The sequence below is a fragment of the Flavobacterium sp. CAN_S2 genome (genome assembly GCF_015752255.1).
Taxonomy (GTDB): Bacteria; Bacteroidota; Bacteroidia; order Flavobacteriales; family Flavobacteriaceae; genus Flavobacterium.
This window is the reverse complement of sequence record NZ_JADOVA010000005.1, coordinates 101040-126034: the sequence shown is the minus strand read 5'-3', so window position 1 is coordinate 126034 and position 24995 is coordinate 101040. Positions and strand designations below refer to the sequence as shown.

17 protein-coding genes are annotated in these 24995 nt (G+C 32.7%); 16 read left to right on the top strand and 1 reads right to left on the bottom strand.

The window, feature by feature from the left end:
- Nucleotides 1–14 precede the first annotated feature (14 nt).
- On the bottom strand, nucleotides 15–932 hold the full coding sequence (locus IWX80_RS14370) for a ketopantoate reductase family protein (protein ID WP_196854049.1): 918 nt from the start codon (nucleotides 930–932) through the stop codon (nucleotides 15–17).
- Between the two features lie 144 nt (nucleotides 933–1076).
- Here IWX80_RS14370 and uvrA point away from each other — a divergent pair, with 144 nt between their 5' ends.
- From uvrA to IWX80_RS14290, 16 genes are all read left to right on the top strand, one after another.
- A complete protein-coding gene (gene uvrA / locus IWX80_RS14365) occupies nucleotides 1077–3908 on the top strand; it encodes an excinuclease ABC subunit UvrA (protein WP_196854048.1) in 2832 nt (943 codons plus the stop codon).
- 119 nt (nucleotides 3909–4027) lie between these two features.
- The gene (locus tag IWX80_RS14360; RefSeq protein ID WP_196854047.1) at nucleotides 4028–4756 is read left to right on the top strand and encodes a TIGR00730 family Rossman fold protein; all 729 of its coding nucleotides are present in this window, start codon (nucleotides 4028–4030) and stop codon (nucleotides 4754–4756) included.
- A gap of 196 nt (nucleotides 4757–4952) precedes the next feature.
- Nucleotides 4953–7700 (top strand): aminopeptidase, encoded by a 2748-nt coding sequence (locus IWX80_RS14355; protein WP_196854232.1) that lies wholly within the window; start codon nucleotides 4953–4955, stop codon nucleotides 7698–7700.
- A gap of 186 nt (nucleotides 7701–7886) precedes the next feature.
- Nucleotides 7887–10295, top strand: a complete 2409-nt coding sequence (locus IWX80_RS14350) for an alpha-ketoacid dehydrogenase subunit alpha/beta (protein ID WP_196854046.1) — start codon at nucleotides 7887–7889, stop codon at nucleotides 10293–10295.
- A 129-nt stretch (nucleotides 10296–10424) separates the two neighbouring features.
- Nucleotides 10425–10697: a hypothetical protein gene (locus IWX80_RS14345; RefSeq protein ID WP_196854045.1), complete on the top strand. Its 273-nt coding sequence runs from the start codon at nucleotides 10425–10427 to the stop codon at nucleotides 10695–10697.
- A gap of 186 nt (nucleotides 10698–10883) precedes the next feature.
- Nucleotides 10884–11561, top strand: a complete 678-nt coding sequence (locus IWX80_RS14340) for a peptidoglycan DD-metalloendopeptidase family protein (protein ID WP_196854044.1) — start codon at nucleotides 10884–10886, stop codon at nucleotides 11559–11561.
- A gap of 3 nt (nucleotides 11562–11564) precedes the next feature.
- Nucleotides 11565–12041 (top strand): hypothetical protein, encoded by a 477-nt coding sequence (locus tag IWX80_RS14335; RefSeq protein WP_196854043.1) that lies wholly within the window; start codon nucleotides 11565–11567, stop codon nucleotides 12039–12041.
- 241 nt (nucleotides 12042–12282) lie between these two features.
- Nucleotides 12283–12645, top strand: coding sequence for a cupin domain-containing protein (locus IWX80_RS14330; RefSeq protein ID WP_113633734.1), 363 nt, complete (start codon nucleotides 12283–12285; stop codon nucleotides 12643–12645).
- Nucleotides 12646–12986: 341 nt separating this feature from the next.
- Complete coding sequence (locus tag IWX80_RS14325; protein WP_113633733.1) at nucleotides 12987–13532, top strand: helix-turn-helix domain-containing protein; 546 nt, start codon at nucleotides 12987–12989, stop codon at nucleotides 13530–13532.
- A 73-nt stretch (nucleotides 13533–13605) separates the two neighbouring features.
- Nucleotides 13606–16221, top strand: a complete 2616-nt coding sequence (locus tag IWX80_RS14320; RefSeq protein WP_334682369.1) for an ATP-binding protein — start codon at nucleotides 13606–13608, stop codon at nucleotides 16219–16221.
- Nucleotides 16221–16655, top strand: a complete 435-nt coding sequence (locus IWX80_RS14315; protein WP_113633731.1) for a response regulator — start codon at nucleotides 16221–16223, stop codon at nucleotides 16653–16655. The genes IWX80_RS14320 and IWX80_RS14315 overlap by 1 nt, the downstream gene beginning before the upstream one ends.
- 89 nt (nucleotides 16656–16744) lie before the next feature.
- Nucleotides 16745–17569: a CheR family methyltransferase gene (locus IWX80_RS14310; protein WP_196854042.1), complete on the top strand. Its 825-nt coding sequence runs from the start codon at nucleotides 16745–16747 to the stop codon at nucleotides 17567–17569.
- Nucleotides 17570–17571: 2 nt separating this feature from the next.
- Complete coding sequence (locus IWX80_RS14305; protein WP_196854041.1) at nucleotides 17572–18144, top strand: chemotaxis protein CheB; 573 nt, start codon at nucleotides 17572–17574, stop codon at nucleotides 18142–18144.
- 32 nt (nucleotides 18145–18176) lie between these two features.
- The gene (locus IWX80_RS14300) at nucleotides 18177–21695 is read left to right on the top strand and encodes a response regulator (protein WP_196854040.1); all 3519 of its coding nucleotides are present in this window, start codon (nucleotides 18177–18179) and stop codon (nucleotides 21693–21695) included.
- A 115-nt stretch (nucleotides 21696–21810) separates the two neighbouring features.
- Nucleotides 21811–24270, top strand: coding sequence for a response regulator (locus IWX80_RS14295; protein ID WP_196854039.1), 2460 nt, complete (start codon nucleotides 21811–21813; stop codon nucleotides 24268–24270).
- A gap of 440 nt (nucleotides 24271–24710) precedes the next feature.
- Complete coding sequence (locus IWX80_RS14290) at nucleotides 24711–24905, top strand: hypothetical protein (RefSeq protein WP_196854038.1); 195 nt, start codon at nucleotides 24711–24713, stop codon at nucleotides 24903–24905.
- Nucleotides 24906–24995 lie beyond the last annotated feature (90 nt).

Below are 24995 nucleotides of genomic sequence, written 5' to 3'. Positions count from 1 at the left end.
TTTCGGATTAGGAATTACGCTAATTTTTCTAGTGTTTTTTGATAAACGGGAGTTGCAATACCATGTTTTACACCTTCACTAACCACATATTTTGTTAGGGAATTCACTTCCGTTTTATGCCCGGCCAATAAGTCTCTGTGCATAGATGACGTATTATCCTTTGGCGATTTTTCGAGTTTCGTTATCGTTTGGGCAACAATATCATTAGGCAACTTTAACCCTTTTGCAACAGCAACAGCAGTAATCTCATTCAACAATGAAATATAAAATTCCTTAAATTCAGGATTATTTAAAACACCTCCTATATTCTGATTCAAATACGAAGTTGCTGAAGCCAATGCCGAAATAAAAATGAATTTTTCCCAAACCGTTTCTTCAATATTTTCGACAAGATAACTTTCTATATTGGCGTTTTCGAAAATAGATTGTAATTCATTCAATCTAGAAATTGATACTGTTTGCGAACCAAAGAATAATTTTTCGTAAGAGCCAACTTTCTTGATAATGCCGGGAGATTCAATCATTGAAACAATATAAACACAACCTTGCAATACTGTATTTTTAGGAAATAAAACTTGAATGCGTTCTGCCGCATCAACTCCATTATATAAAGGTAGGATTGTGGTCGTTGCCGAAATACATTCTTTTATGGATTCAAAACTGGTTTCAATATCATAGGTTTTAGTGGCGCAAATAAGATAATCGAGATTCCCGATTTCATCTGGGTTATCAGAAACTAAGCTCGGAAAAACAGTCATTTCATCCGTATCAGTTTTTATTTTTAATCCATTCTGGGCTATTGCTTTTTTGGTTTCGCCACGAGCGATAAACACGATTCCGATTTTATTAGATTCAAAATACGCTTTGGCCAATAATCCTCCAAAATAGCCTCCTACTCCACCCAATCCTAAAATTCCAATTCTTGTTTTCATAAAAATATCTGTAATGCATGGTTATGAATGTCTTTAATATTCTTCCAAATTACTTCAAAAGTACCAAAATCTTTAACATAAACTTCTAAACTGTTGTATCGAAAGAATAAATCAAAATGGTAACTTTGCTTTTTTGCAAAAATTATGTTAGACAAAGACAATACCATTGAAGTTCAAGGCGCTCGCGTTCATAACTTAAAAAATATAGATGTTTCCATTCCTCGTGAAAAACTGGTCGTAATTACTGGTCTTTCGGGTTCCGGGAAATCCTCCTTAGCTTTTGATACGATTTATGCCGAAGGGCAACGTCGTTATGTAGAAACTTTTTCGGCGTATGCGCGTCAGTTTTTGGGTGGGTTGGAACGTCCAGATGTTGATAAAATTGACGGACTTTCTCCAGTAATTGCCATCGAACAAAAAACAACCAGTAAAAGTCCGCGTTCCACCGTGGGAACAATCACTGAAATTTATGATTTCCTCCGTTTATTGTATGCTCGTGGCGCTGATGCGTATAGCTACAACACCGGAGAAAAAATGGTTTCTTATTCTGATGAGCAAATCAAAGATTTGATTATTCAGGATTTTACTGGAAAACGAATTAATATTTTGGCTCCAGTTATTCGGGCTAGAAAAGGGCATTATGCGGAACTTTTCCAGCAAATTGCCAAGCAAGGTTTCCTTAAAGTTCGCGTGAATGGCGATGTTCTGGATATTACTTTAGGAATGAAATTAGACCGTTACAAAACACATGACATCGAAATTGTTGTGGACCGAATGGTTATTGAAGATACTGCTGACAATGAAAAACGTTTGACAGAAAGTATCAATACAGCCATGCATCACGGAGAAAATGTGTTGATGGTTTTAGACCAAGATTCTAACGAAGTTCGGTTTTTCAGCAGAAATTTGATGTGTCCAACTACTGGAATCTCCTACCAGAATCCGGAACCCAATTTATTTTCTTTCAATTCTCCAAAAGGGGCTTGTGACCATTGCAACGGATTAGGAACAGTAAATGAAATTAATCCGAAGAAGATTATTCCAAATCCAAAATTATCGATAAAAGCGGGTGGTTTTGCTCCATTAGGAGAATATAAATCATCCTGGATTTTCAAGCAATTGGAAATTATTGGTGAAAAATATGGCTTCAAATTGACAGATGCAGTAAATACTATTCCCGATGAGGCGATGGAAATGATTTTGAATGGCGGAAAAGAAAAATTCACCATCAATTCTAAAGATCTTGGCGTTGCCAGAGAATACAAAATTGATTTTGAAGGGATTTCGCATTTTATCAAAAATCAACATGATGAAAGCGGTTCAACAAGCATAAAACGTTGGGCAAAAGAATTCATGGACGAAATAAAATGTCCGGTTTGTGAAGGTTCCCGTTTGAAAAAAGAAGCGCAGTTCTTTAAAATCAATGAAAAAAATATCACCGAATTGTGCGATATGGACATTTCGGATTTGACCACTTGGTTTAATGATTTAGATTACCATTTATCTGATAAACAAAAGCGTATCGCTACTGAAGTAATCAAGGAGATTAAGGATAGATTGAACTTCTTGATGAATGTAGGTTTAGATTATTTGGCTTTAAGCCGAAGTTCAAAATCCCTTTCGGGAGGTGAAGCACAACGTATTCGTCTAGCAACTCAAATTGGTTCGCAGTTGGTTGGTGTTTTGTATATTTTGGATGAGCCAAGTATTGGTTTACACCAAAGAGACAATGAAAAACTAATTCATTCTCTGGAACAATTACGCGATATTGGAAACTCTGTAATTGTAGTAGAACATGATAAAGACATGATTGAACGTGCGGATTATGTGATAGATATTGGACCAAAAGCAGGGAAATACGGAGGAGAAATCATCAGCAAAGGAACACCTGCCGAAATCCTACAACACCATACTATTACAGCGATGTATATGAATGGCGAAATGAAAATTGAAGTACCAAAAAAACGCAGAGAAGGAAATGGAAAATTCCTGAAACTGACCGGAGCAACAGGAAATAACCTGAAGAATGTTTCAATAGAATTGCCTTTGGGTAAAATGATTTGCGTTACTGGAGTTTCGGGAAGTGGAAAATCTACTTTGATTAATGAAACGCTCTACCCTATTTTGAATGCGTATTATTTTAATGGAGTCAAAAAACCACAACCGTATAAAAAAATTGAAGGATTGGAGCATATCGATAAAGTGATTGATATAGACCAAAGCCCGATTGGTAGAACGCCCAGAAGTAATCCGGCAACTTATACCGAAGTATTTACCGAAATCAGAAATTTGTTTACGATGACTTCTGAAAGTATGATTCGGGGATACAAAGCGGGCAGATTTAGTTTTAATGTAAAAGGCGGTCGTTGCGAAACCTGCGAAGGCTCTGGTGTGCGAACGATTGAAATGAACTTTCTGCCAGACGTCTATGTAGAATGTGAAACCTGTCAAGGGAAACGTTTCAACAGAGAAACATTGGAAATTCGATATAAAGGGAAATCCATTTCAGATGTGTTGAATATGACTGTTGATGAAGCGGTTCCGTTTTTTGAAATGATTCCGAAGATTTACAGAAAAGTAAAAACGATTCAGGATGTTGGTTTGGGTTACATTACATTGGGACAACAAAGTACAACGCTTTCTGGTGGTGAAGCGCAACGTATTAAACTGGCGGGAGAATTATCGAAAAAAGATACCGGAAATACGTTTTATATTTTGGACGAACCCACAACGGGATTGCATTTTGAAGACATCAGAGTGTTGATGGAAGTAATCAATAAGCTGGTTGATAAAGGAAATACGATTTTGATTATTGAACACAATATGGATGTGATTAAGCTTGCCGATTATATAATAGACATTGGTCCTGAAGGTGGAAAAGGCGGCGGACAGCTTATTGCCAAAGGAACTCCTGAAGAAATTATAAAAATTAAGAAGAGTTACACGGCGCAATTCTTGAAAAAAGAATTACTTTAGTATTTAGAAGCCCTAGCCCAGATAGCAGTGAAAATCCTTATGAGCCAGGGTTCGGCGATTAAGATTGAAACGAGTAGCTGGAAGTAGCTCCAAAAAAATAAGATTATAAAATATAGAATATGAGATTAGAAGATTTTGACAATGATGAGGATAAAGTTATCCAAGACCGATTAAAAAGAAAGACGTGGAATGAGATTAGAACCAATGATAGTTGGGCGATTTTTAAAATTATGGCCGAATTTGTAAACGGTTATGAAAGCATGGGACGCATTGGTCCTTGTGTTTCTATTTTTGGTTCCGCAAGAACGAAGCCCGAAGATGCTAATTATTTATTGGCAGAAAAAATTGCATATAAAATCAGTAAAGCCGGTTATGGCGTGATTACTGGCGGTGGTCCCGGAATTATGGAAGCCGGAAATAAAGGTGCACATCTTGGCGGAGGAACTTCGGTGGGATTGAATATTGAATTGCCTTTTGAACAACATTTTAACCCGTATATCGACAACGACAAGAATTTGAACTTTGATTATTTCTTTGTTCGAAAAGTGATGTTTGTAAAATATTCCCAAGGTTTTGTGGTGATGCCTGGAGGTTTTGGAACTATGGATGAATTGTTTGAAGCGATAACTTTGATTCAGACTAAAAAAATTGCCAGATTTCCTATTATCCTTGTGGGTACTAGTTTTTGGTCCGGATTGATTGAATGGGTAAAAACTGTTTTAGTTGAAAAAGAACGTACGGTTAGTGCTGATGATTTGAACTTATTCAAAATTGTAGATACAGAAGATGAAGTGGTCGATGTATTAAATGCCTTTTATAAGAAATACGATTTATCACCAAATTTTTAATAAAAACGAAGCTGCCTTAAAAACAGCTTCTTTTTTTTGCTTAATTTTAAGGTACATCTAAACAATTATATCGAATTATAAGTATATTTATTTTTTTAATAAATAGTACCGAAATTTGAAAGCATATCTTAAAATAACACTCCATTTCCTTATTTTATTAACTTCATTCAATCAATATGCCCAGCATCAATCTAAGATGAAAGTTGAGCTTAATGCTGCTAATAAAACACTTTCAATCAAGCAGGAAATCATTTTTGTAAATCAGTCGGATGACACTTTGAACTCGATTGTTTTGAATGACTGGAATCATGCATTTTCCAATAAAAACACACCACTTGCCAAGCGGTTTTCGGATGAATTTTACAGAGGATTCCATTTAGCCAAAGAAGAGGAACGCGGCAGTACAATAAATTTGATTGTTAATGATGCCAATCAGCAGTTTTTATCTTGGCAAAGAACAGAGAAAAACCCTGATTATATTGTTGTTGAACTTAAAAATCCGTTACTTCCAAATCAAAATGTAGCTTTACATCTTTCGTATATTACCAAAATTCCAAGCGAAAAGTTTACCAAATATGGCTATACTAACAATGGTAGTTTTAACTTGAAAAACTGGTATCTCACTCCTGCCCGATATGAAAATCATTCTTTTGTAAAAAACAGTAATAATAATCTGGATGATATTGCAAATGCCGTTTCTGATTTTGAAATTGACCTTAAAATCCCGAAAAATTTAGAAGCGAGTTCCGACTTAAATAGCGAGAAAACAAATGGGAATGATGACTTTTTATATTACCGATTATCGGGAAGTAACAGAACTGATTTCAGTTTGATTATTGAACCCAAATCCAGTTTTGAAAGTTATAGAAATAGTTCAGTTGAAGTGCTTACTGATTTAAAAAACAACAAAGTAGATAATATTCAAAAAGCGATTGTAATTGACCGAATTGTAAACTTTGCCAATAATTTAATTGGAAAATATCCTTACGAGAAGATTTTAATTTCGCAAACAGATTACGAAAAAAATCCTTTTTATGGATTGAATCAACTTCCTTCATTTTTGAGTCCGTTTCCGGATGAATTTATTTTCGAAATTAAATTTTTGAAAACCTATTTGAATGAATATTTAAAAAAGAGCTTGCACTTGGATCCAAGAAAAGATAATTGGATTTATGATGGAATTCAGGTTTATGCAATGATGAAATATATGGACGAAAATCATCCCAAAACAAAAATGATGGGAAGTGCCTCCAACATCCGCTTGCTTAAAAGTTTCAATCTTACTAATATTGACTTTAATGGTCAATACAGTTATTTTTATATGTTGATGGCTCGAAAAAATCTCGATCAGCCGCTGGGAGATCCAAAAAATACTTTAGTAAAATTCAACGAACAAATAGCCAGTAAATATCGGGCAGGATTAAGCATTCGGTTTCTTGATGACTATTTACAAAACAATGCTGTACCGAACAGTATTAAACAATTTTACGAAAAAAATCGAATTACGCAGGTATCTAGATCTGATTTTGAAACAATCATAAAATCAAATAGCAATAAGGATATCAATTGGTTTTTTAATACCATTATTAATTCCAGAGACATCATTGATTATAAATTTTCGAGCGTAACAAAAACTAAAGACAGCATCACTTTTTCTGTCAGAAATCGCACAGGTGCCCCAATTCCGATTCCAGTTTACGGTACCAAAAAAGGAGAAATTGTTTTTAAGCAATGGCTTGATATTGAAGAATGCGATAGCACGTTTACGATTCCTAGAAATAATATTGATAAGATCGTATTAAATCTAAAAAACGAAGTGCCAGAATACAATTTAAGAAATAACTGGAAGAAATTAGAAGGTTTTTTTCCAAATAATCGTCCCGTTAAATTTGTATTTATGAAAGACTTGGAAGACCCGTATTACAATCAAGTATTGTATGTTCCATCAATATATTACAATTTATACGATGGTATAACTCCGGGCCTTCGACTACACAATAAAACCATTCTGGAAAAACCTTTTATTTTTGATGTGAATCCATCCTACTCTACTAAATCGAATAATTTATCCGGTTCAGCTGTATTTGTAGTCAACCAGAATTTTAGAAAAAGCAACCTATATAATGCCCGATATTCTATCAGCGGTTCTTATTTTCATTATGCAGAAGATGCTTCTTATTTTAGACTGAATCCGGCCATACAATTGCGAATTAGAGAACCTAATTTTAGAGACAACAGAAAACAGCTTTTCTTGTTCCGACAAGTAATTGTAAATAAAGAGAAAAGTGCTTTGGTAATTGATAATTCCCCTGAAAATTATTCGGTTTTTGACGCGCGATACATTAATACCAAAACGGAGGTTACGAATCATTTTAATTTTACTACGGATTTACAAATTTCTGGAAAATTCGGAAAAATTACTGGTGAAATTGAATACCGAAAACTCTTTGAAGATAATCGCCAAATTAATTTACGGTTTTATGCCGGAAGTTTTTTGTACAATAAAACGCAATCCGATTTTTTCAGTTTTGCTTTAGACAGACCAACGGATTACCTTTTTGATTACAACTATTTTGGTAGATCCGAAAGTACGGGACTATTTAGCCAACAATATGTAGTTGCAGAAGGTGGTTTTAAATCAAAAATTGCAACACCTTTTGCTAATCGATGGATTACCAGCTTTAATGCAAGTTATAGTATTTGGAACTGGATTGAGGTGTACGGAGATGTTGGGTTTATCAAAAATAAAGATGTGAAACAACGATTTGTTTATGACAGTGGAATTCGACTAAATTTAGTCACAGACTATTTTGAACTGTATTTTCCGGTGTATTCCAGCAATGGATGGGAAATCTCACAAGACAATTACAATGAAAAAATACGTTTTATTGTAACTTTTTCTCCTAAAACATTAATCAATCTTTTTAATCGAAAATGGTTCTAATCCAATATTATTATCCTTATCTATTAAACTATTCTCAGTAATTAAAGTATAAAATTACATATAGCAAAAAAATAAAGTTCTTTTTCATAGAATAAATTACAAAAATTAAATTCTATTTTTTTCAATGTATTATGAAAAGAGGTTGTTTTTAAGTAAATTTGCAATTCAAAGTTATACTTTTCAATTATGATAAAAGAAAAAACCAATACTACATTGACATTTGAAGATTTCAAAATCGAAGTTTTAAAGGACTATACAACAGCCATAATAAGCAGAGAATGCAGTTTATTAGGACGTAAAGAAGTATTGACTGGAAAAGCCAAGTTTGGGATTTTTGGTGATGGAAAAGAAGTGCCACAACTGGCAATGGCAAAAGCTTTTAAAAATGGCGATTTCCGTTCTGGATATTATCGCGATCAAACTTTTATGATGGCTATTGGTGAACTTACAATGCAACAGTTTTTTGCCGGACTATACGGTCATACTGATATTGAACAAGATCCGATGTCCGCAGGAAGACAAATGGGCGGTCACTTTGCAACGCATAGTTTAAATGAAGATGGTTCTTGGAAAGACTTAACAAAACAAAAAAATTCAAGCGCTGATATTTCTCCTACAGCGGGACAAATGCCAAGATTATTAGGTCTTGCTCAAGCATCAAAAATATATAGACAAGTTTCAGGAATACCAAATGCTATGAATTTTTCTAATGAAGGAAATGAAATTGCATGGGGAACCATTGGGAATGCAAGTACATCCGAAGGATTGTTTTTTGAAACAATAAATGCCGCCGGAGTTTTACAAGTTCCTATGGTAATGAGTGTTTGGGATGATGAATATGGAATTTCTGTTCATGCCAGACACCAAACTACAAAAGAAAATATATCCGAAATTTTAAAAGGATATCAAAGAGATCATGATACCAATGGTTTTGAAATTTTAAGAGTAAAAGGTTGGGATTATGCGGACTTGATTGCTACTTATGAGAAAGCTGCTGAAATTGCCAGAGAAAATCATATTCCAGTTTTGATTCACGTAAATGAATTGACGCAACCTCAAGGACATTCAAGTTCCGGTTCTCACGAAAGATACAAAAACGCTGACCGATTAGCATGGGAAAGAGATTTTGATTGTATTCGTCAAATGAAATTATGGATGATTGCGATTAATATTGCATCGCCTGAGGAAATCGAAGCTATTGATGTGCAAGCTAAAAAAGATGTTTTAGATGCTAAAAAAGCCGCTTGGAATGCTTTTATAGAACCTATCGTTGAAGAGCAAAAAGAATTAGTTGCTTTATTACAAAAAATAGCGGAATCCAGTAATAATAAGGAAACAATATTAAAATTCATTGCTGATTTAAGCGGAATCAAATCTCCTTTGAAAAAGGAAATTTTGGTGACAGCTCGAAAAGTATTACGTTTAATCCTTAATGAAAATGGAAAGCAAGAACTATCGCAATGGATTACAGATTATACAATTAAAACCCAAAAGAATTTCAGCAGTAATTTATTTTCAGAAACTGAATTAAATGTATTTTCTGTTGAAAAAGTTTTACCGGTATATCCTGAAGATGCAAAAGAAGATACGGATGGAAGAATGATTTTGCGTGATAATTTTGATGCTATTTTCACTAAATATCCTGAAACATTAATCTTTGGAGAAGATGCCGGAGCCATTGGTGATGTCAATCAAGGTTTAGAAGGGATGCAGGAAAAATACGGAGAACTTCGCGTTGCCGATGTCGGAATTCGTGAAGCTACCATTCTAGGTCAAGGAATTGGAATGGCTATGAGAGGCTTGCGCCCAATTGCTGAAATCCAATATTTAGATTATTTATTGTATGCCATTCAAATCATGAGTGACGATTTGGCTACACTGAGATACAGAACAGTAGGTAAACAAAAAGCACCCTTAATTATACGTACGCGTGGCCATCGTTTAGAAGGAATTTGGCATTCTGGCTCTCCTATGGGAATGATTATCAATGCCATCCGTGGAATTCACGTTTTGGTACCTAGAAACATGACACAAGCAGCCGGTTTTTATAACAGTTTGTTAGAATGTGATGAACCTGCTTTAGTGATCGAATGCTTGAATGGCTACCGATTAAAAGAGAAAATGCCATTGAATTATGGTGAGTTCAAAACGCCAATTGGAGTTGTAGAAACTTTGAAACAGGGAACTGATATTACATTAGTTTCGTATGGTTCAACCTTGCGATTGGTTCAGCAAGCCGCCAAAGAATTACTTGAAGTTGGAATTGATTGCGAAATAATCGACTTACAATCTTTACTTCCATTTGATATCAATCAAGATGTGGTGAAAAGTATTGCTAAAACAAATCGTCTGTTGGTAATTGATGAAGATGTTCCTGGTGGCGCTTCAGCTTATATTTTACAACAAATAATTGAGCAACAAGACGCTTATAATTATTTAGACAGTAAACCGCAAACCCTAACTGCAAAAGCCCACAGACCGGCTTATGGAACTGATGGAGATTATTTCTCTAAACCTTCTGCAGAAGATATTTTTGAAAAAGTCTATGAAATGATGAATGAAGTAAACCCATCAAAATATCCTAGTCTTTACTAAAATCAATTTATTACAAGATATAAATCTTAATCAGCAATGGTTAGGATTTTTTTTATTTTAAATTCGAATTCAGATAAACAAATAAAATGCTATCTTGTTCTTTAATTTAATAATTTTAATACAAACAAAATGAGAAAAATAAGCTTGATTTTAGGAATGCTGGCAATGATTACTATTGTTTCCTGCAAAGAAAAAGAAGAAGTCGCTGTACCTGCAACACAAACAGAAACTTCAAGCGAAGTTACTAATAACGAAAAAACAACCACCGTTACAACCAAAGCTGAAGACAGTACTGCCATAAAAATAAGTACTGACGGAGTAAACGTGACTACTAAAGATGGAAAAACTAAAACTAGCGTGAATGTTTCTGGTGGAGAAGCTAAAGTGGAAATAAAAAAATAGTAATCGAATATAATTTACATAAGTGAAAGCTGTTTTTAAAAAATAAAAACGCTTAACGCTATTCTGAAATTAGTTTTATAAAAAAATTGAAAGCGTTAATTCAAAATTATAAGTTATAATGCCAATGTAAAATTTTTATGTTGGCATTTTTTATTTAATTTTAGTGTTTTAAAAAAATTACTATAAATGATAGCATTAGAAACGCTCTTACACGACATTGAAAATGTTAAAGTGATAGATGCAAAAATTGATTATAATCAATATATTCCTTTGGATTTATCCAATAAAAATGAAACTCTTAGAGAACGTAATATTGATAATGCCGTAGATTTCGAAAAATACATCGAAAACTATTTGACGGAAAACAATGCCAAAGTAGCCTACGGAGGCTATAACGAAATTAGAACTTTATATAAAAGAAGTGAAATCTTCAACGATTCGAAAACCGAAGAACGCAACATTCACATTGGATTAGATTTATGGATTAACGCTGGAACACCCGTTTTAGCTGCAATTGACGGATTTATCCATAGTTTTAATTACAATACGGGTGTGGGAGATTATGGTCCAACTATAATTTTAGAACATAAAATTGAAGAACACACTTTTTACACATTATATGGACACTTATCTTTAGAAAGTATCAGTCACATTGAAATTGGAGATGCTTATGAAAAAGGACAGCAAATAGCCACTTTAGGTGATGCTTCCGTAAATGGGGATTATGCACCGCATTTACATTTTCAAATTATAAAAAAAATTACAAATTCCTTTGGCGATTATCCCGGTGTCTGCAGCGCAAGTGATTTAAATCACTATTTAGAAAACTGTCCAGATCCTAATATCTTATTAAAAATAAAATAAATCATGAAAAAATTAATTATTGTTTTGACTATTCTTTTACTTGTTGGATGCAAAACAAAAAAAGTGGTTACTGAGCCAGAACCAGAAGTAGCTAAAATCCAAAAACTTGGATTAGCTGAAATTAGTGAAACTCAAAAAAGTAAATCCTATGAATTGGGAAAAAGAGTTTTGATGACTTGTAATACCTCTAAATTTAAGCCTTTTACTTCAAGTGAAGCAACGCCATCAGTAATTAAAAACACGACTGTTGAGCGATTATCAAAAACATGTAATAGATTTCGTCAGTATTATGGAACTTTTATTGATCTTCAATTAGTGGAGGCTTACAGAAACAACTTCGAAAACACAACTGTTTTTCGCTATAAAGCTTTGTATTCGAAAAAAGTCGCAAATAAAGAACTTCGTGTTACGATGAACGCAGAAAACAAAGTTTCTTCCATAAAATCATTAGATTGGGTTAATTATTTTCCAATTAATTAATTACCAGTTAAATTCTTCTTATAAAGTCAGTTATCTATTAATCCAAAATAAGTGCAAAGCAATATATTTAAATTATGTTGCTATTTAAAAATAAGACGTTACTTACCAAAAAATACAAACCAATGGGAGAAAAAATTGTAATCATAATTAAGTAAGCTTTAAAAATAATTATATAACAAAATTTTAATTTACCAAAATTACCTTTATACACTTATATATTACCCTAAAGAAATAAAAAAATATGTCCCTCAAGATCAATTCAGTCGACAATAGCGAGCTAAAAAAATCGCAATCCCACATTATTGTAGAAATTATTCAATATGTTCCCAATGCAGTTTTAAGTCGAACTATCATTAAAAAAACAACCGGCAACATAACTGCTTCTTCATTTGATGCAGGCGAAGAATTAGCAGAACGTACTTCCCCTTTTGATAACTATGTGCAAATAATAGACGGTACAGCCGAAATATTTATTGATGAAATAAAACACTCTCTCAAATTGGGAGATGGAATAATTATACCAGCACATTCCACACATTCATTTAATGCGAATGTACAGTTCAAAATGATTTCAACAACGATAAAAAACGGATACGAGGATTAAACTATACTTTATAACTAATAATGAGATCAGTTTCTTTATTGAAGAAAACTATGATAAGACAATTAAATTTTAAAAAAAATAGAAAAAAAACGAATAGATTTTTTCTAAATAATTATTTTTTTTTAACACTAATAAAAAATAACATAAAATAAACAAAATCAGATAATTAACTACACTTTAAACGTAATTTAATTTGGAAAATAAATCTAAAAAAACAAATTAGACTTGACTACAGATTATTTTATAACTTAAAACTATAATTTTATAATGTATCTTTAATTTGAAAAAGTAAATTTGCGCAAACTGTAAAATAAAAATATTTGAAACTATATATAAAATACATGGTAAGCAATCGCTGCAAAATGGCAGTGAAAGAGGAATTGAAAAAGCTGAAACTTCACTTTATGGTTGTTGATCTTGGTGAAGTAGAAATCATGGAAAATATTTCTATGGAGCAAAGACAACTCTTAAAAGCGGCACTTTTAGATTCAGGACTTGAATTGATGGATGATAAAAAATCCATGTTAATCGAAAAAATTAAAAATGTAATCATACAAATGGTGCATCATACGGTTGAACCCATTAAAATTAATTTTTCGGATTATTTGAGCCAACAATTAAATCATGATTACACCTATTTGTCCAACTTATTTTCTGAGGTACAAGGAACTACAATTGAACAATTTATAATTTCCCATAAAACGGAACGTATTAAGGAGTTGATTATTTACGGAGAATTGAATATTACGGAAATTGCATGGAAAATGAATTACAGTAGTGTTGCTCATTTATCCAGTCAATTTAAAAAAGTCACTGGCCTATCCCCTTCTCATTTTAAACAATTAAAAGACAAAAGACGCAACCCAATTGAGGAAATTGGTAAGTAGGAAAAATAATTAAATCAATTTTTTAATAAAAATAGAAATCATATATAGTCACGTATCAAAATATTCCAGAAGCTTGATTGAAGCCAGTTTAGACCCTACAATCTCAATAAATACTGCAGGGAAAATTACGGACGTTAATGAAGCAACGGTAAATATTACTGGAATAAATCGTAACAGTTTAATTGGTTCTGATTACTTTAATTATTTTACCGACCCTCAAAAAGCAAAAGCAGTATATCAAGAAGCTTTTGTCACTGGATACGTCACGGATGCTCCTCTTACGCTTCATCACAAAAAAGGCAAATTAACTGATGTATTATTCAACGGGTCTGTTTATAAAGACGATCTGGGAAATGCATTAGGATTAGTAATTGTATCCAGAGATCTAACCGAACAAAAATGGGCTTTAGATCTAAAAATTGCGAACAAAGAACTGGCCTATCAAAACAATGAAAAAGAAAAACGCGCTGCTGAGTTGGTACTTGCCAATGAAGAGCTTACTTTTCAAAACACATTAAAAGAAAAACGAGCTGCAGAATTAGTGATCGCCAACAAAGAATTGGCTTATCAAAATGGTGAAAAAGAAAAATGTGCCGCTGAGTTAGTAATTGCTAATAAAGAATTACTATTTCAAAATACGGAAAAGAAAAAGAGAGAAATTGTAAATAAAGAACTCAATGAGCTGAATTATACTGCAAAATTAGCTTCTCAATATTCTTTAAGTCTGATTGAAGCAAGCCACGATCCATTGGTTACAATAAATACCAAGGGGAAAATTACCGATATGAACGAAGCATTGGTAAATAGTACTGGTATGACACGATTAGAACTTACTGATTCTGATTTTTTTGATTATTTTACGCAAAAGCAAAAAGCTAGAGAAGTATATCAAGAAGTATTCGAAAAAGGATTCGTTGCTGATTCTCCTCTTACCATCAGACATAAAAACGGAAAATTAACCGATGTTTTATTCAACGGTTCTGTTTATAAAGATGATAAAGGAAATGTTTTAGGTGTTGTAATTGTTGCTAGAGATGTCACTGAACAAAAAAAAATCGCTACTGAATTGATTGAGGCTCGCGTTTTTGCTGAGTTGGCCACTGAAATTGCCGAAGAAGCAAAGAAAAGTGCAGAAAGTGCTACTATTATTGCTAAAAATGCTGTGAAGACAAAGCAACAATTTTTGTCTAATATGAGTCACGAAATTCGTACTCCTATGAATGCTATTATCGGTTTTACAAAAGTGATTCTGAAAACAGACTTGACTACTAAGCAAAAAGAATACTTAGAAGCTATAAAAATGAGTGGCGATGCATTAATCGTTCTTATTAATGATATTCTGGATTTAGCAAAAGTGGATTCTGGTAAAATGACATTTGAAAAAATACCATTCAAAATGAAAGCTTCAATAAGTGCAATGTTGCATTTGTTTGAAACTAAAATTCAAGAGAAAAACTTGAACCTGATTCAGGTATATGATGATAAAATTCCAACAAATATTATAGGTGATCCGGTTCGTTTGCATCAAATTATTTTGAACTTAGTTAGTAATGCAGTAAAATTTACAACCAAGGGAAAAATAACTGTAAGTGTTGATTTGTTGCATGAAGATGCTGAAAACGTAATTCTACAATTTGCTGTAACAGACACAGGAATTGGTATTGCAGAAGAAAAAATTGAAAAAATATTTGAAAATTTCCAACAAGCATCCAGTGGAACTTCAAGATTGTACGGGGGAACAGGTTTAGGACTTGCTATCGTAAAACAATTAATAGAACCACAAGGCGGTAAAATTATTGTGAAAAGTAAAGTTAATGAGGGTTCAACATTTAGTTTTACTCTTCCTTTTCAAAAAGCTAATGCCGATACTGAATTAGAAAATGAAATAGTAGAATTAGATTCTGAAGTAAAAAACATAAAAGTATTAGTCGTTGAGGATATTCCTCTCAACCAACTGCTAATGAAAACATTGTTAGATGATTTTGGTTTTCAGTACGATATGGCTGAAAATGGAAAAATAGCCATTGAAAAACTAAAAAATAATGATTACGATATCATTCTGATGGATTTGCAAATGCCAGTAATGAATGGTTTTGAAGCTACAGAATACATTCGGAATACAATGATTTCAAAAATACCAATTATCGCTTTAACTGCTGATGTAACCACAGTTGATTTGGCTAAATGTAAAGCAGTTGGAATGAATGATTACCTTGCAAAACCAGTTGACGAGAGATTGCTATACAGCAAAATTATAACGATATTAAAAAAACCTGCACTAGTTAAACTTGCTGAAAAGCAAAAAGACATGACGGTTGTAAAGGAAAAAATAAAATATATTAACTTGGTTTATTTAAACCAAAGAACCAAATCGAATCCCGCATTAATGTTGGAAATGATAGCTTCATATTTACAACAAACGCCGCCATTAATCAACACTATTAAAAAGAGTTTAGAAGAAAAAAACTGGGAATTATTAGGCGCGGCAGCACACAAAATGATTCCATCTTTTTCAATAATGGGTATTAGTACTGATTTTGAAAATATGGCAAAAAAAATCCAAGACTTTGCAATTGCACAAGAAAAAACCGAAGGAGTAGCAGATCTGGTTTTGGAATTGGAAAAAATTTGCTTACTAGCTTGCGAGGAACTTCAAGAAGAATTAAACATAATTAAAAATACCATATAATGAACACCAACGATAAAGTAAAAATATTTCTTGTAGACGATGATGCATTGTTTTTAAAATCACTAGAAATTGAATTTTTAGAAAATGCTGATTTTATAGTCGAAACCTATCCAACCGGAGAACTTTGCATTGCAAATTTGTCTAATAATCCTGATGTAGTAATATTAGATTATCAACTAGATGGAATTGTTGAAAATGCGATGAACGGTCTTGAAACCCTTGATCAAGTAAAAGCTTTCAATCCGGAGATTCCTGTTATAATGTTATCCTCTCAAGATAAAATTGAAGTGGCGGTAAATTGTATGCATCACAAAGCGTTTGACTATGTAGTGAAAAGCGAAACAGCTTTCGTTCGATTACAAAAAATAATTACCGCTATTTTTAAATACCAAAAAATGGAGAAAGAATTAAATTGGTATATGGATCGTATGTAATGCATGCTGTTTTGTTTAAATTTAAGGTAAAGATTAAAACTGGTTTTTTTGATTTGTTCCAAAATAAAAACCAAAATTGTTAAAAAAAGATGCGAAATAAAGAGACATCAGACTTGGAAATTTCATTGCTATTGGAAGCTATCTTTCAGAAATATGGTTATGATTTCAGAGAGTATTCCCAAGCCCATATCAGGCGCAGGATTATGAATAGAATGGCGGTATCGCAATTCGAAGATATTGCTGAAATCCAATCAAAGGTTTTAAATGATGCTACATTTGCATCAGAACTCTTACAGGATTTATCCATTACAGTAACAGAAATGTTTCGTGACCCTTTATTTTACAGGTCATTACGAGAAAATGTTATTCCAATTTTGAAAACCTATCCCTTTATAAAAATATGGCATGCTGGCTGTGCCACTGGAGAAGAAGCTTATTCCATGGCTATTCTTTTGCAAGAAGAAGGTTTGTATGAACGTACAACCATATACGCAACTGATTTTAACCAGATGGCTTTGAACCGAGCCAAAGATGGTATTTTTTCAAATAAAATGATTAAAGAATATACGTCTAATTATCAATTAGCTGGAGGAAAAGAATCTTTTTCGAATTATTATACTTCCAATTATGATAATGTTATTATGAATCAGTCGTTGAAAAAAAATATTGTTTGGGCCAATCATAATTTAGTAACCGACAGTGTATTTGCCGAAGTAAACTTAATTTTATGCCGGAATGTGCTGATTTATTTTGATAAAAATTTACAAAATAAAGTCCAAACTCTTTTTTATAAAAGCCTCATAAATGGTGGAATTTTATGTCTGGGATCAAAAGAAAGTTTACGATTTTCTGATTTGTACGCCCATTATATCGAGTTAGACACAAAACAACGAATATTTAAAAAGAAATATTAAAAATGTATTATGAAGCAATTGTAATAGGAGTTTCTTCGGGAGGAATGAAAGCTTTAAAGTTTTTATCTTCATCCTTACCAATACATTTTAGTATTCCAATTATCATTGTGCAGCATTTAAGCGCGCAATCTGATAGTCATTGGATTCATCTTTTAAATGAAAAAAGTCAACTGAATGTAAAAGAAGCTGATGAAAAAGAAAAAATTACAAAAGGCTACATATATATTGCTCCTCCAAACTATCATTTGATGATTGAAAAGGATCAAACTTTTTCACTTACAATTGACGAACGTGTAAATTTTGCCAGACCATCCATCGATGTGTTATTTGAATCAGCCGCCGAGGTCTTTAAAAATAAATTAATTGGAATAGTACTTACAGGATCTAACAGTGATGGAACAAATGGAATTATTCGAATAAAGAAATACGATGGTTTAGCTATTATTCAAGATCCAACAACAGCTGAATCTGAATATATGCCAAAGTCAGCAATTGCAGCCATAATCCCAGATCATGTTTTATCATTAGAGAAAATAATTGAGTTACTGCTAAAAATAGATCAAAAGAATAGATAATCAGCATCAATATTACAAATAATACTATTAAAATGAACCTAGGAAGAAAAATAATTATCGGATTTATTGCTTGTGCGGTAGTACTTTTTGGTGTTGCAATTTTTTCATTTAAAAACACTGAAAAATTTGTTGCTTCAAATACTTTAGTAAACCATTCCAATCAGGTTTTATATGAATTTGAACAAATACTCAAATTTTCCATTGATGCAGAAACTGGCGTGCGAGGATATATCATAACTGGCGATGCTATTTTTTTGAAACCTTTTACAACAGCAAATTCGAAGATTATTGAGAAAATTGAAAAGGTAAAAGAATTAACTAAAGACAATTCCACTCAACAAAAAAACATTGAGGAACTTACAAAACAATTCAAACTTCGGTTAGAGAATTTGAATAGAGGAGTTATTCTTCGCAAGAATAACTTTGAAAAAGCAAGAACTTTTGTTGCTTCACGTGAGGGAAAACAAATTCAAGATGAAATAAGAAATACAATTGAAAAAGCTCAAGAAATAGAACGCACATTACTTGCTCAAAGAGTTCAAGAAAGTCAGAATGATGCCAGTAAGTTTAATTTTGTTTTTGCGGTATTATTATTGGTTATTGGGATGATTCTTATCGCTGTATACACCATTATTGCTACAAATTTGAAAGCACTTAAAAAATCCGAGTCGGAAACTGCCGGAAAAAATTGGTTGCTTACCGGTAATGCTGAACTTAACGAAAAACTTATTGGAGATCAAAACATAATTCAACTGGCAAATAATACAATCAGTTTTTTATGTACCTACATGAAAGCTAATATTGGAGCCGTTTACCTTTTTAATGAAAAGGACAATACCTTGAAATTAACCGGAAAATTTGCTTTTACTTCAGCCAAAGACACCACCGAAATTTTCAAATTAAATGAAGGACTAATTGGTCAGGCTGCGTGGGAACAAAAACAAATTTCTTTAACAGATATATCAGAAGAACAAATCCGTATTACGTCATCGGTATTGAATGCAAAACCAAAAAATTTGCTCATTACCCCTATTTTACTTGACGGCAGAACCATAGGCGTTATAGAAATTGGTAAGCTTAGTAATTTTACCGAAACTGAAAAAGAATTTATTAATGTTTCAATGAGAAGTATTGCTATCAGCGTAAATACTGTTCAACAAGCAGAAGAAAAAGAATTGAGAACTGCAGAATTAGCGATTGCCAATAATGAATTAGCGTATCAAAATGACGAAAAAGAAAAAAGAGCAGCAGAATTAGTGATTGCAAATGAAGAACTCGCTTATCAAAATGAAGAGAAAGAAAAAAGAGCTGTCGAATTAAGTTTTGCCAACAAAGAGCTTTCAAATCAAGCGGAAGAACTTCAAATACAGCAAGAAGAACTGCGACAGTTGAACGAAGAACTGGAACAACAAGCACAAAATCTAAAGCAACAGCAAGAGGAATTGCAGATGACCAATGAAGAATTGGAAGAGCAAACCCAATCATTGGAAGAGAAAAATAAAGAAGTCGAAGCTTCCAAAAATGATATTGAAAAGAAAACAAAACAGCTCGAAATCAGCAGTAAATACAAATCGGAATTTCTTGCAAACATGTCGCATGAATTAAGAACGCCACTGAATAGTTTATTAATTCTCTCCAAAGATTTATCAGAAAACAGAAAGAAAAATCTAGACAATGTTCAAGTTGAAAGCGCAGAAATAATTTATAAAAGTGGTCATGATCTTCTTGTATTAATAAATGAAGTTTTGGATTTATCCAAGATTGAAGCCGGGAAAATGAATGTAAATATTGAAAAAGTATACATCAAAAATTTCAGTCATAATTTACTTCGTGATTTTAAACATCAAGCGGAACAAAAAGGCTTAACGATATTGTGTGAATTAGCATCAAATTTACCTGATTTCATCCATACTGATTCACAACGTTTGAATCAAATATTGAAAAATCTTTTATCCAATGCGATCAAATTCACCGAAAATGGAAGAGTGATTATACGCATCGAACTTTATACGGAAACTACTTTGAACATTTCTGTTAGTGATACAGGAATTGGAATATCAGAAGACAAACAATCGGCTATATTTGAAGCTTTTCAACAAGCGGAAGGCGGTACTTCCAGAAAATATGGCGGTACAGGTCTCGGACTTTCTATTTCACGAGAACTTGCCAAATTATTGGAAGGAGAAATAAAAGTAGACAGTGATTTAGATCAAGGATCAACTTTTTCGCTCATTATTCCACTAGCAATTTACCCTGCTCAAGAAGTTGAGCAAGAAATTCCAATGCAACCAATTTCATCTCCTCGACGCTCCGAGAATGATGTTAAATATTTAAATTATCCAACCATTCAAGACGATAGAGAAGTCATTAATGCTGATGATAAAATAGTGCTAATCATTGAAGATGACCGCAATTTTGCAGCTATACTTTTAAAACAAGCGAACAAAAAAGGATTCAAATGCTTGTCCGCTTCTTCTGGTGAAGACGGGCTTTTGCTTGCTGCAAAATACAAACCACAAGCCATTATTCTCGATATGGGATTGCCTGGAATCAAAGGGAAGCAAGTATTACATGAATTAAAAGCTAATCCTTCAGTAAGACATATTCCGGTGCATATTATATCCGCAAATGACCGTTCGCTGGAACCCATCAGAGAAGGTGCGGTAGAATATTTGATGAAACCAATAGCAAAAGACGAACTGGAACAGGCATTCAACAGGATTGAGAATTTTGTGGATAGAAAAATAAAAAAACTGTTGATTATTGAAGACAGTGAAAATTCCAGAAAAGCAATGAAAATACTCATTGGAACCGGTGATGTAGAATGTTACGAAGCGGCGACTGGAAAAGAAGCGATAGCAATATTCGAAAATAATCACATAGATTGTATCATTCTGGACATCGGATTGCCAGACATGACTGGCTTTGAACTGATCCATACGCTTGGCGAAATGAAAGGTCACAACCTTCCTCCTATAATCGTATACACCGGAAAAGAACTTACTAAAGAAGAAAATAATCTGTTGCACAAATATTCAGACAGCATTATTATAAAAGGCATAAAATCAGAAGAGCGATTGCTGGATGAAACGGCCCTTTTTCTTCACCGAACCATCAGTAATTTGCCAAAATCAAAACAAATTATGATTCATAATTTGCACGATAAAGAGGCAATTTTTCAGTCCAAAAAAATCTTACTAGTGGATGATGACATGCGAAATGTTTTTGCTTTATCAAAAATATTGCAAGAACGTGGAATGGAAGTTATAAAATCCGAAGACGGAAAAAACGCATTGAATATGCTGGAAGTTCATAATGATATTGATTTAGTTTTAATGGATATTATGATGCCAGAAATGGACGGTTATGAGGCAATGAAACGTATACGATCTCAAATAAAATTCAGAAACTTACCCATAATTGCCCTAACTGCAAAAGCGATGAAAGACGATAAACAAAAATGTATTGATGCAGGCGCTAACGATTACATCACTAAACCAATTGATGTAGATCGTTTATTGTCATTGATGCGAGTTTGGTTAAGTAAATAATAAAATAATATCAAAAAGGCGGTATATCCCCAAAGTCATTACGTTAAATTTTTTGTTGCTATTTCAATATTCATAAAGAATAAGCAACATTCAAACTTTTATTTTACAATTAAAAATGAAAATAAATAGCCCTGTTAAAATTTTATTAGTCGATGACTTACCCGAAAACTTATTCGCCTTAGAAGTTATACTTTCTGACGAGAATTATTCATGTGTCAAAGCAAATTCCGGTAACGAAGCTTTAAAAATTCTGTTGCATCAACAAGATTTTGCACTTATCTTAATTGATGTGCAAATGCCGATGATGGATGGATTTGAAACCGTAGAGTTAATTCGACAAATCGATAAACTTAAACATGTTCCCATTATTTTTTTGACGGCTAGCATGGATAATTCGGTACAAATTTTCAAAGGATACCAAGCAGGAGCTGTTGATTACATGATCAAACCACTTTCTCCAGAAATATTAAGAGCAAAAGTGGCTGTTTTTGTGGATTTACATACAAAAAATCAAGAATTATTATTTCAGGCGCAACAACTGAAAAAACTGAATACCGATCTTAATGCCCAAAAATTACGTTCTGATTATTCTCTTAGCCTTATTGAAGCGAGTTATGACCCGTTGTTTGCAATTAGCCCCGAAGGAAAAATCACGGATATGAATAACGCATCGGTAGAGGTAACTGGTATCGAGCGTCAGGAATTAATTGGTACTGATTTTTTTGAATATTTTACGGAGCCGGAAAAAGCCCTAGAAGTTTATAAAAAAGTATTTGAAAAAGGATTTATTGCTGATTCTCCTTTAATTCTTCGTCATAAAAACGGCAAAGTGATTCATGTTTTATTCAATGGTGCCGTATACAAAGATGACAAAGAAAATGTGATGGGGGCAGCAATTGTTGCCAGAGATGTGACCAACCAAAAAAGAATTGAAACAGAATTAATTGAAGCTAAAATATTTGCAGAATTAGCCACGGAAATTGCAGAAGAAGCAAAAATAAATGCTGAAAATGCTAAAGCCATTGCTGAAAACGCCATGAAAGCAAAACAGCAATTCTTGTCGAATATGAGTCACGAAATCCGTACACCAATGAACGCAATCATTGGATTTACAAAAGTATTGTTCAGGACTGATTTGACCTATAAGCAAAAAGAATATTTAAGTGCAATTAAAATAAGTGGAGACGCATTAATCGTGCTGATAAATGATATTTTGGATTTGGCAAAAGTAGACGCCGGAAAGATGACATTTGAGAAAACGCCTTTCAAAATGGATTCTTCTATCACAGCGATGCTTCATTTATTTGAAAATAAAATTCAAGAAAAAAACTTAAAATTAATAAAAGAATACGATCCTAAAATTCCTGATGTTTTAGTGGGAGACCCCATTCGTTTGCATCAAATCATATTAAATTTAGTTAGTAATGCTGTTAAATTTACATTCAAAGGAAAAATTACCGTAAGTGTTGATTTGTTGCATGAAGATCATGAAAAAGTGATCCTTAAATTTGATGTAACTGATACTGGAATAGGAATTTCCGAAGAAAAAATAGGAACTATATTTGAAAATTTTCAACAAGCAACCAGCGGAACTTCAAAATTATATGGTGGAACCGGACTTGGACTTGCTATTGTGAAACAATTAGTCGAACCGCAAGGAGGAACTATTCGTGTAAATAGTATTATTCATGAAGGTTCTACATTTAGTTTCACCTTGCCTTTCCAAAAAACGAATGATAAAGCTCAGCTAGAAAACGAAGTGACAAAGATAGAATCTGAATTAAAAAATATAAAAGTATTAGTAGTTGAAGATATACCGTTGAATCAATTATTGATGAAAACATTACTGGATGATTTCGGGTTTGAGCGTGACATAGCCGAAAATGGTAAAATCGCTATTGAAAAGTTAAAAGAAAAAGAGTACGAAATTGTATTGATGGATTTACAAATGCCGGAAATGAACGGATTTGAAGCTACAGAATACATTCGTAAAACAATGAAATCAACTATTCCAATAATTGCATTGACTGCTGATGTTACGACAGTCGATTTAGCAAAATGTAAAGCCGTGGGAATGGACGATTATCTTGCAAAACCAGTAGACGAAAAACAATTGTACAATAAAATAGTTAGTATTTTAAATCAGTCAAAACATGATAAGTCTCTTCAAAATCATATTGATAAATTTGAAGATAGCATTGCGACTGAGGAAAAAACACGATGTATCAATCTCGGGTATTTAAACCAGAGAACAAAATCAAATCCAAAATTGATGATGGAAATGATAGCATTGTATTTAGGACAAGTTCCGCCATTAGTACATACGATGAAACAAAGTCTAACAGATCAAAATTGGTCTTTATTAGCAGCTTCGGCACATAAAATGATACCGTCCTTTTCAATTGTTGGAATCAGTTCCAATTATGAAAACATGGCAAAAAAAATTCAAGAATTGGCAACAGTTCCCGAAAAGTCAGAAGAAATTAAGGAATTAGTACAGGAAATTGATGACGTTTGTCAGCAAGCTTGTGTCGAATTGAATGAGGAATTTGAAATAATTAGAAATGGTTTGTAATAAAATTTATAAAAAACTCAGGATATAATTTTTTGCTTTTTTAATAATTTCTTATTTGTTTGGAGTCGTTAATCTCGTCATTTAAGAATAAATAAGATTACATAATATTTGGCACCTAAAAATCTTTCTGTTGGCTTTTTGAAAAAATCGTTGAGCAAAGCCAAATTTACGTAAATCAAAAAAAACCTTTTTCTACTCAATAACAACTACTTACAACTAATAAATTTAAAATTTTGGTTTAATATTTTTTTCTAAACTGTGAATGATATAACTTTTTTTAACAATTGTGTAACACATTGAGCGTATAATCAAAATACATTTGTTTTATAATTATGAAACCCAATTATTGGATTCCTAATTATTTAAAGTGTTTGTTTTTTAAACCTATTCGGTTAAAAACTGAGACTAAAAAAAATATATAAATCTTAAAAAGAAAAATTATGAATCTTAAAAGAATCTTTGGAGCTTTACTTACAGCTCTTGGAATAGGTGGCCTTATTTACACAGCAGTTATATTTGCAAGTACTTCAGGTGAAACAACAGATGTTAAAGCGCTAATCATTTACGGTGTACTTGGTGTACTTTTCTTCGTATCTGGAATCAGCTTAGTACGTACAACTAAAGATGAAGCATAAATTGTATTATGCATGTTCAGTTGTTCTTAATTCCAAATTAATTCAATAAGCATGCAAAAATAATTTATTGATGTTCTATTTATTTTTTTC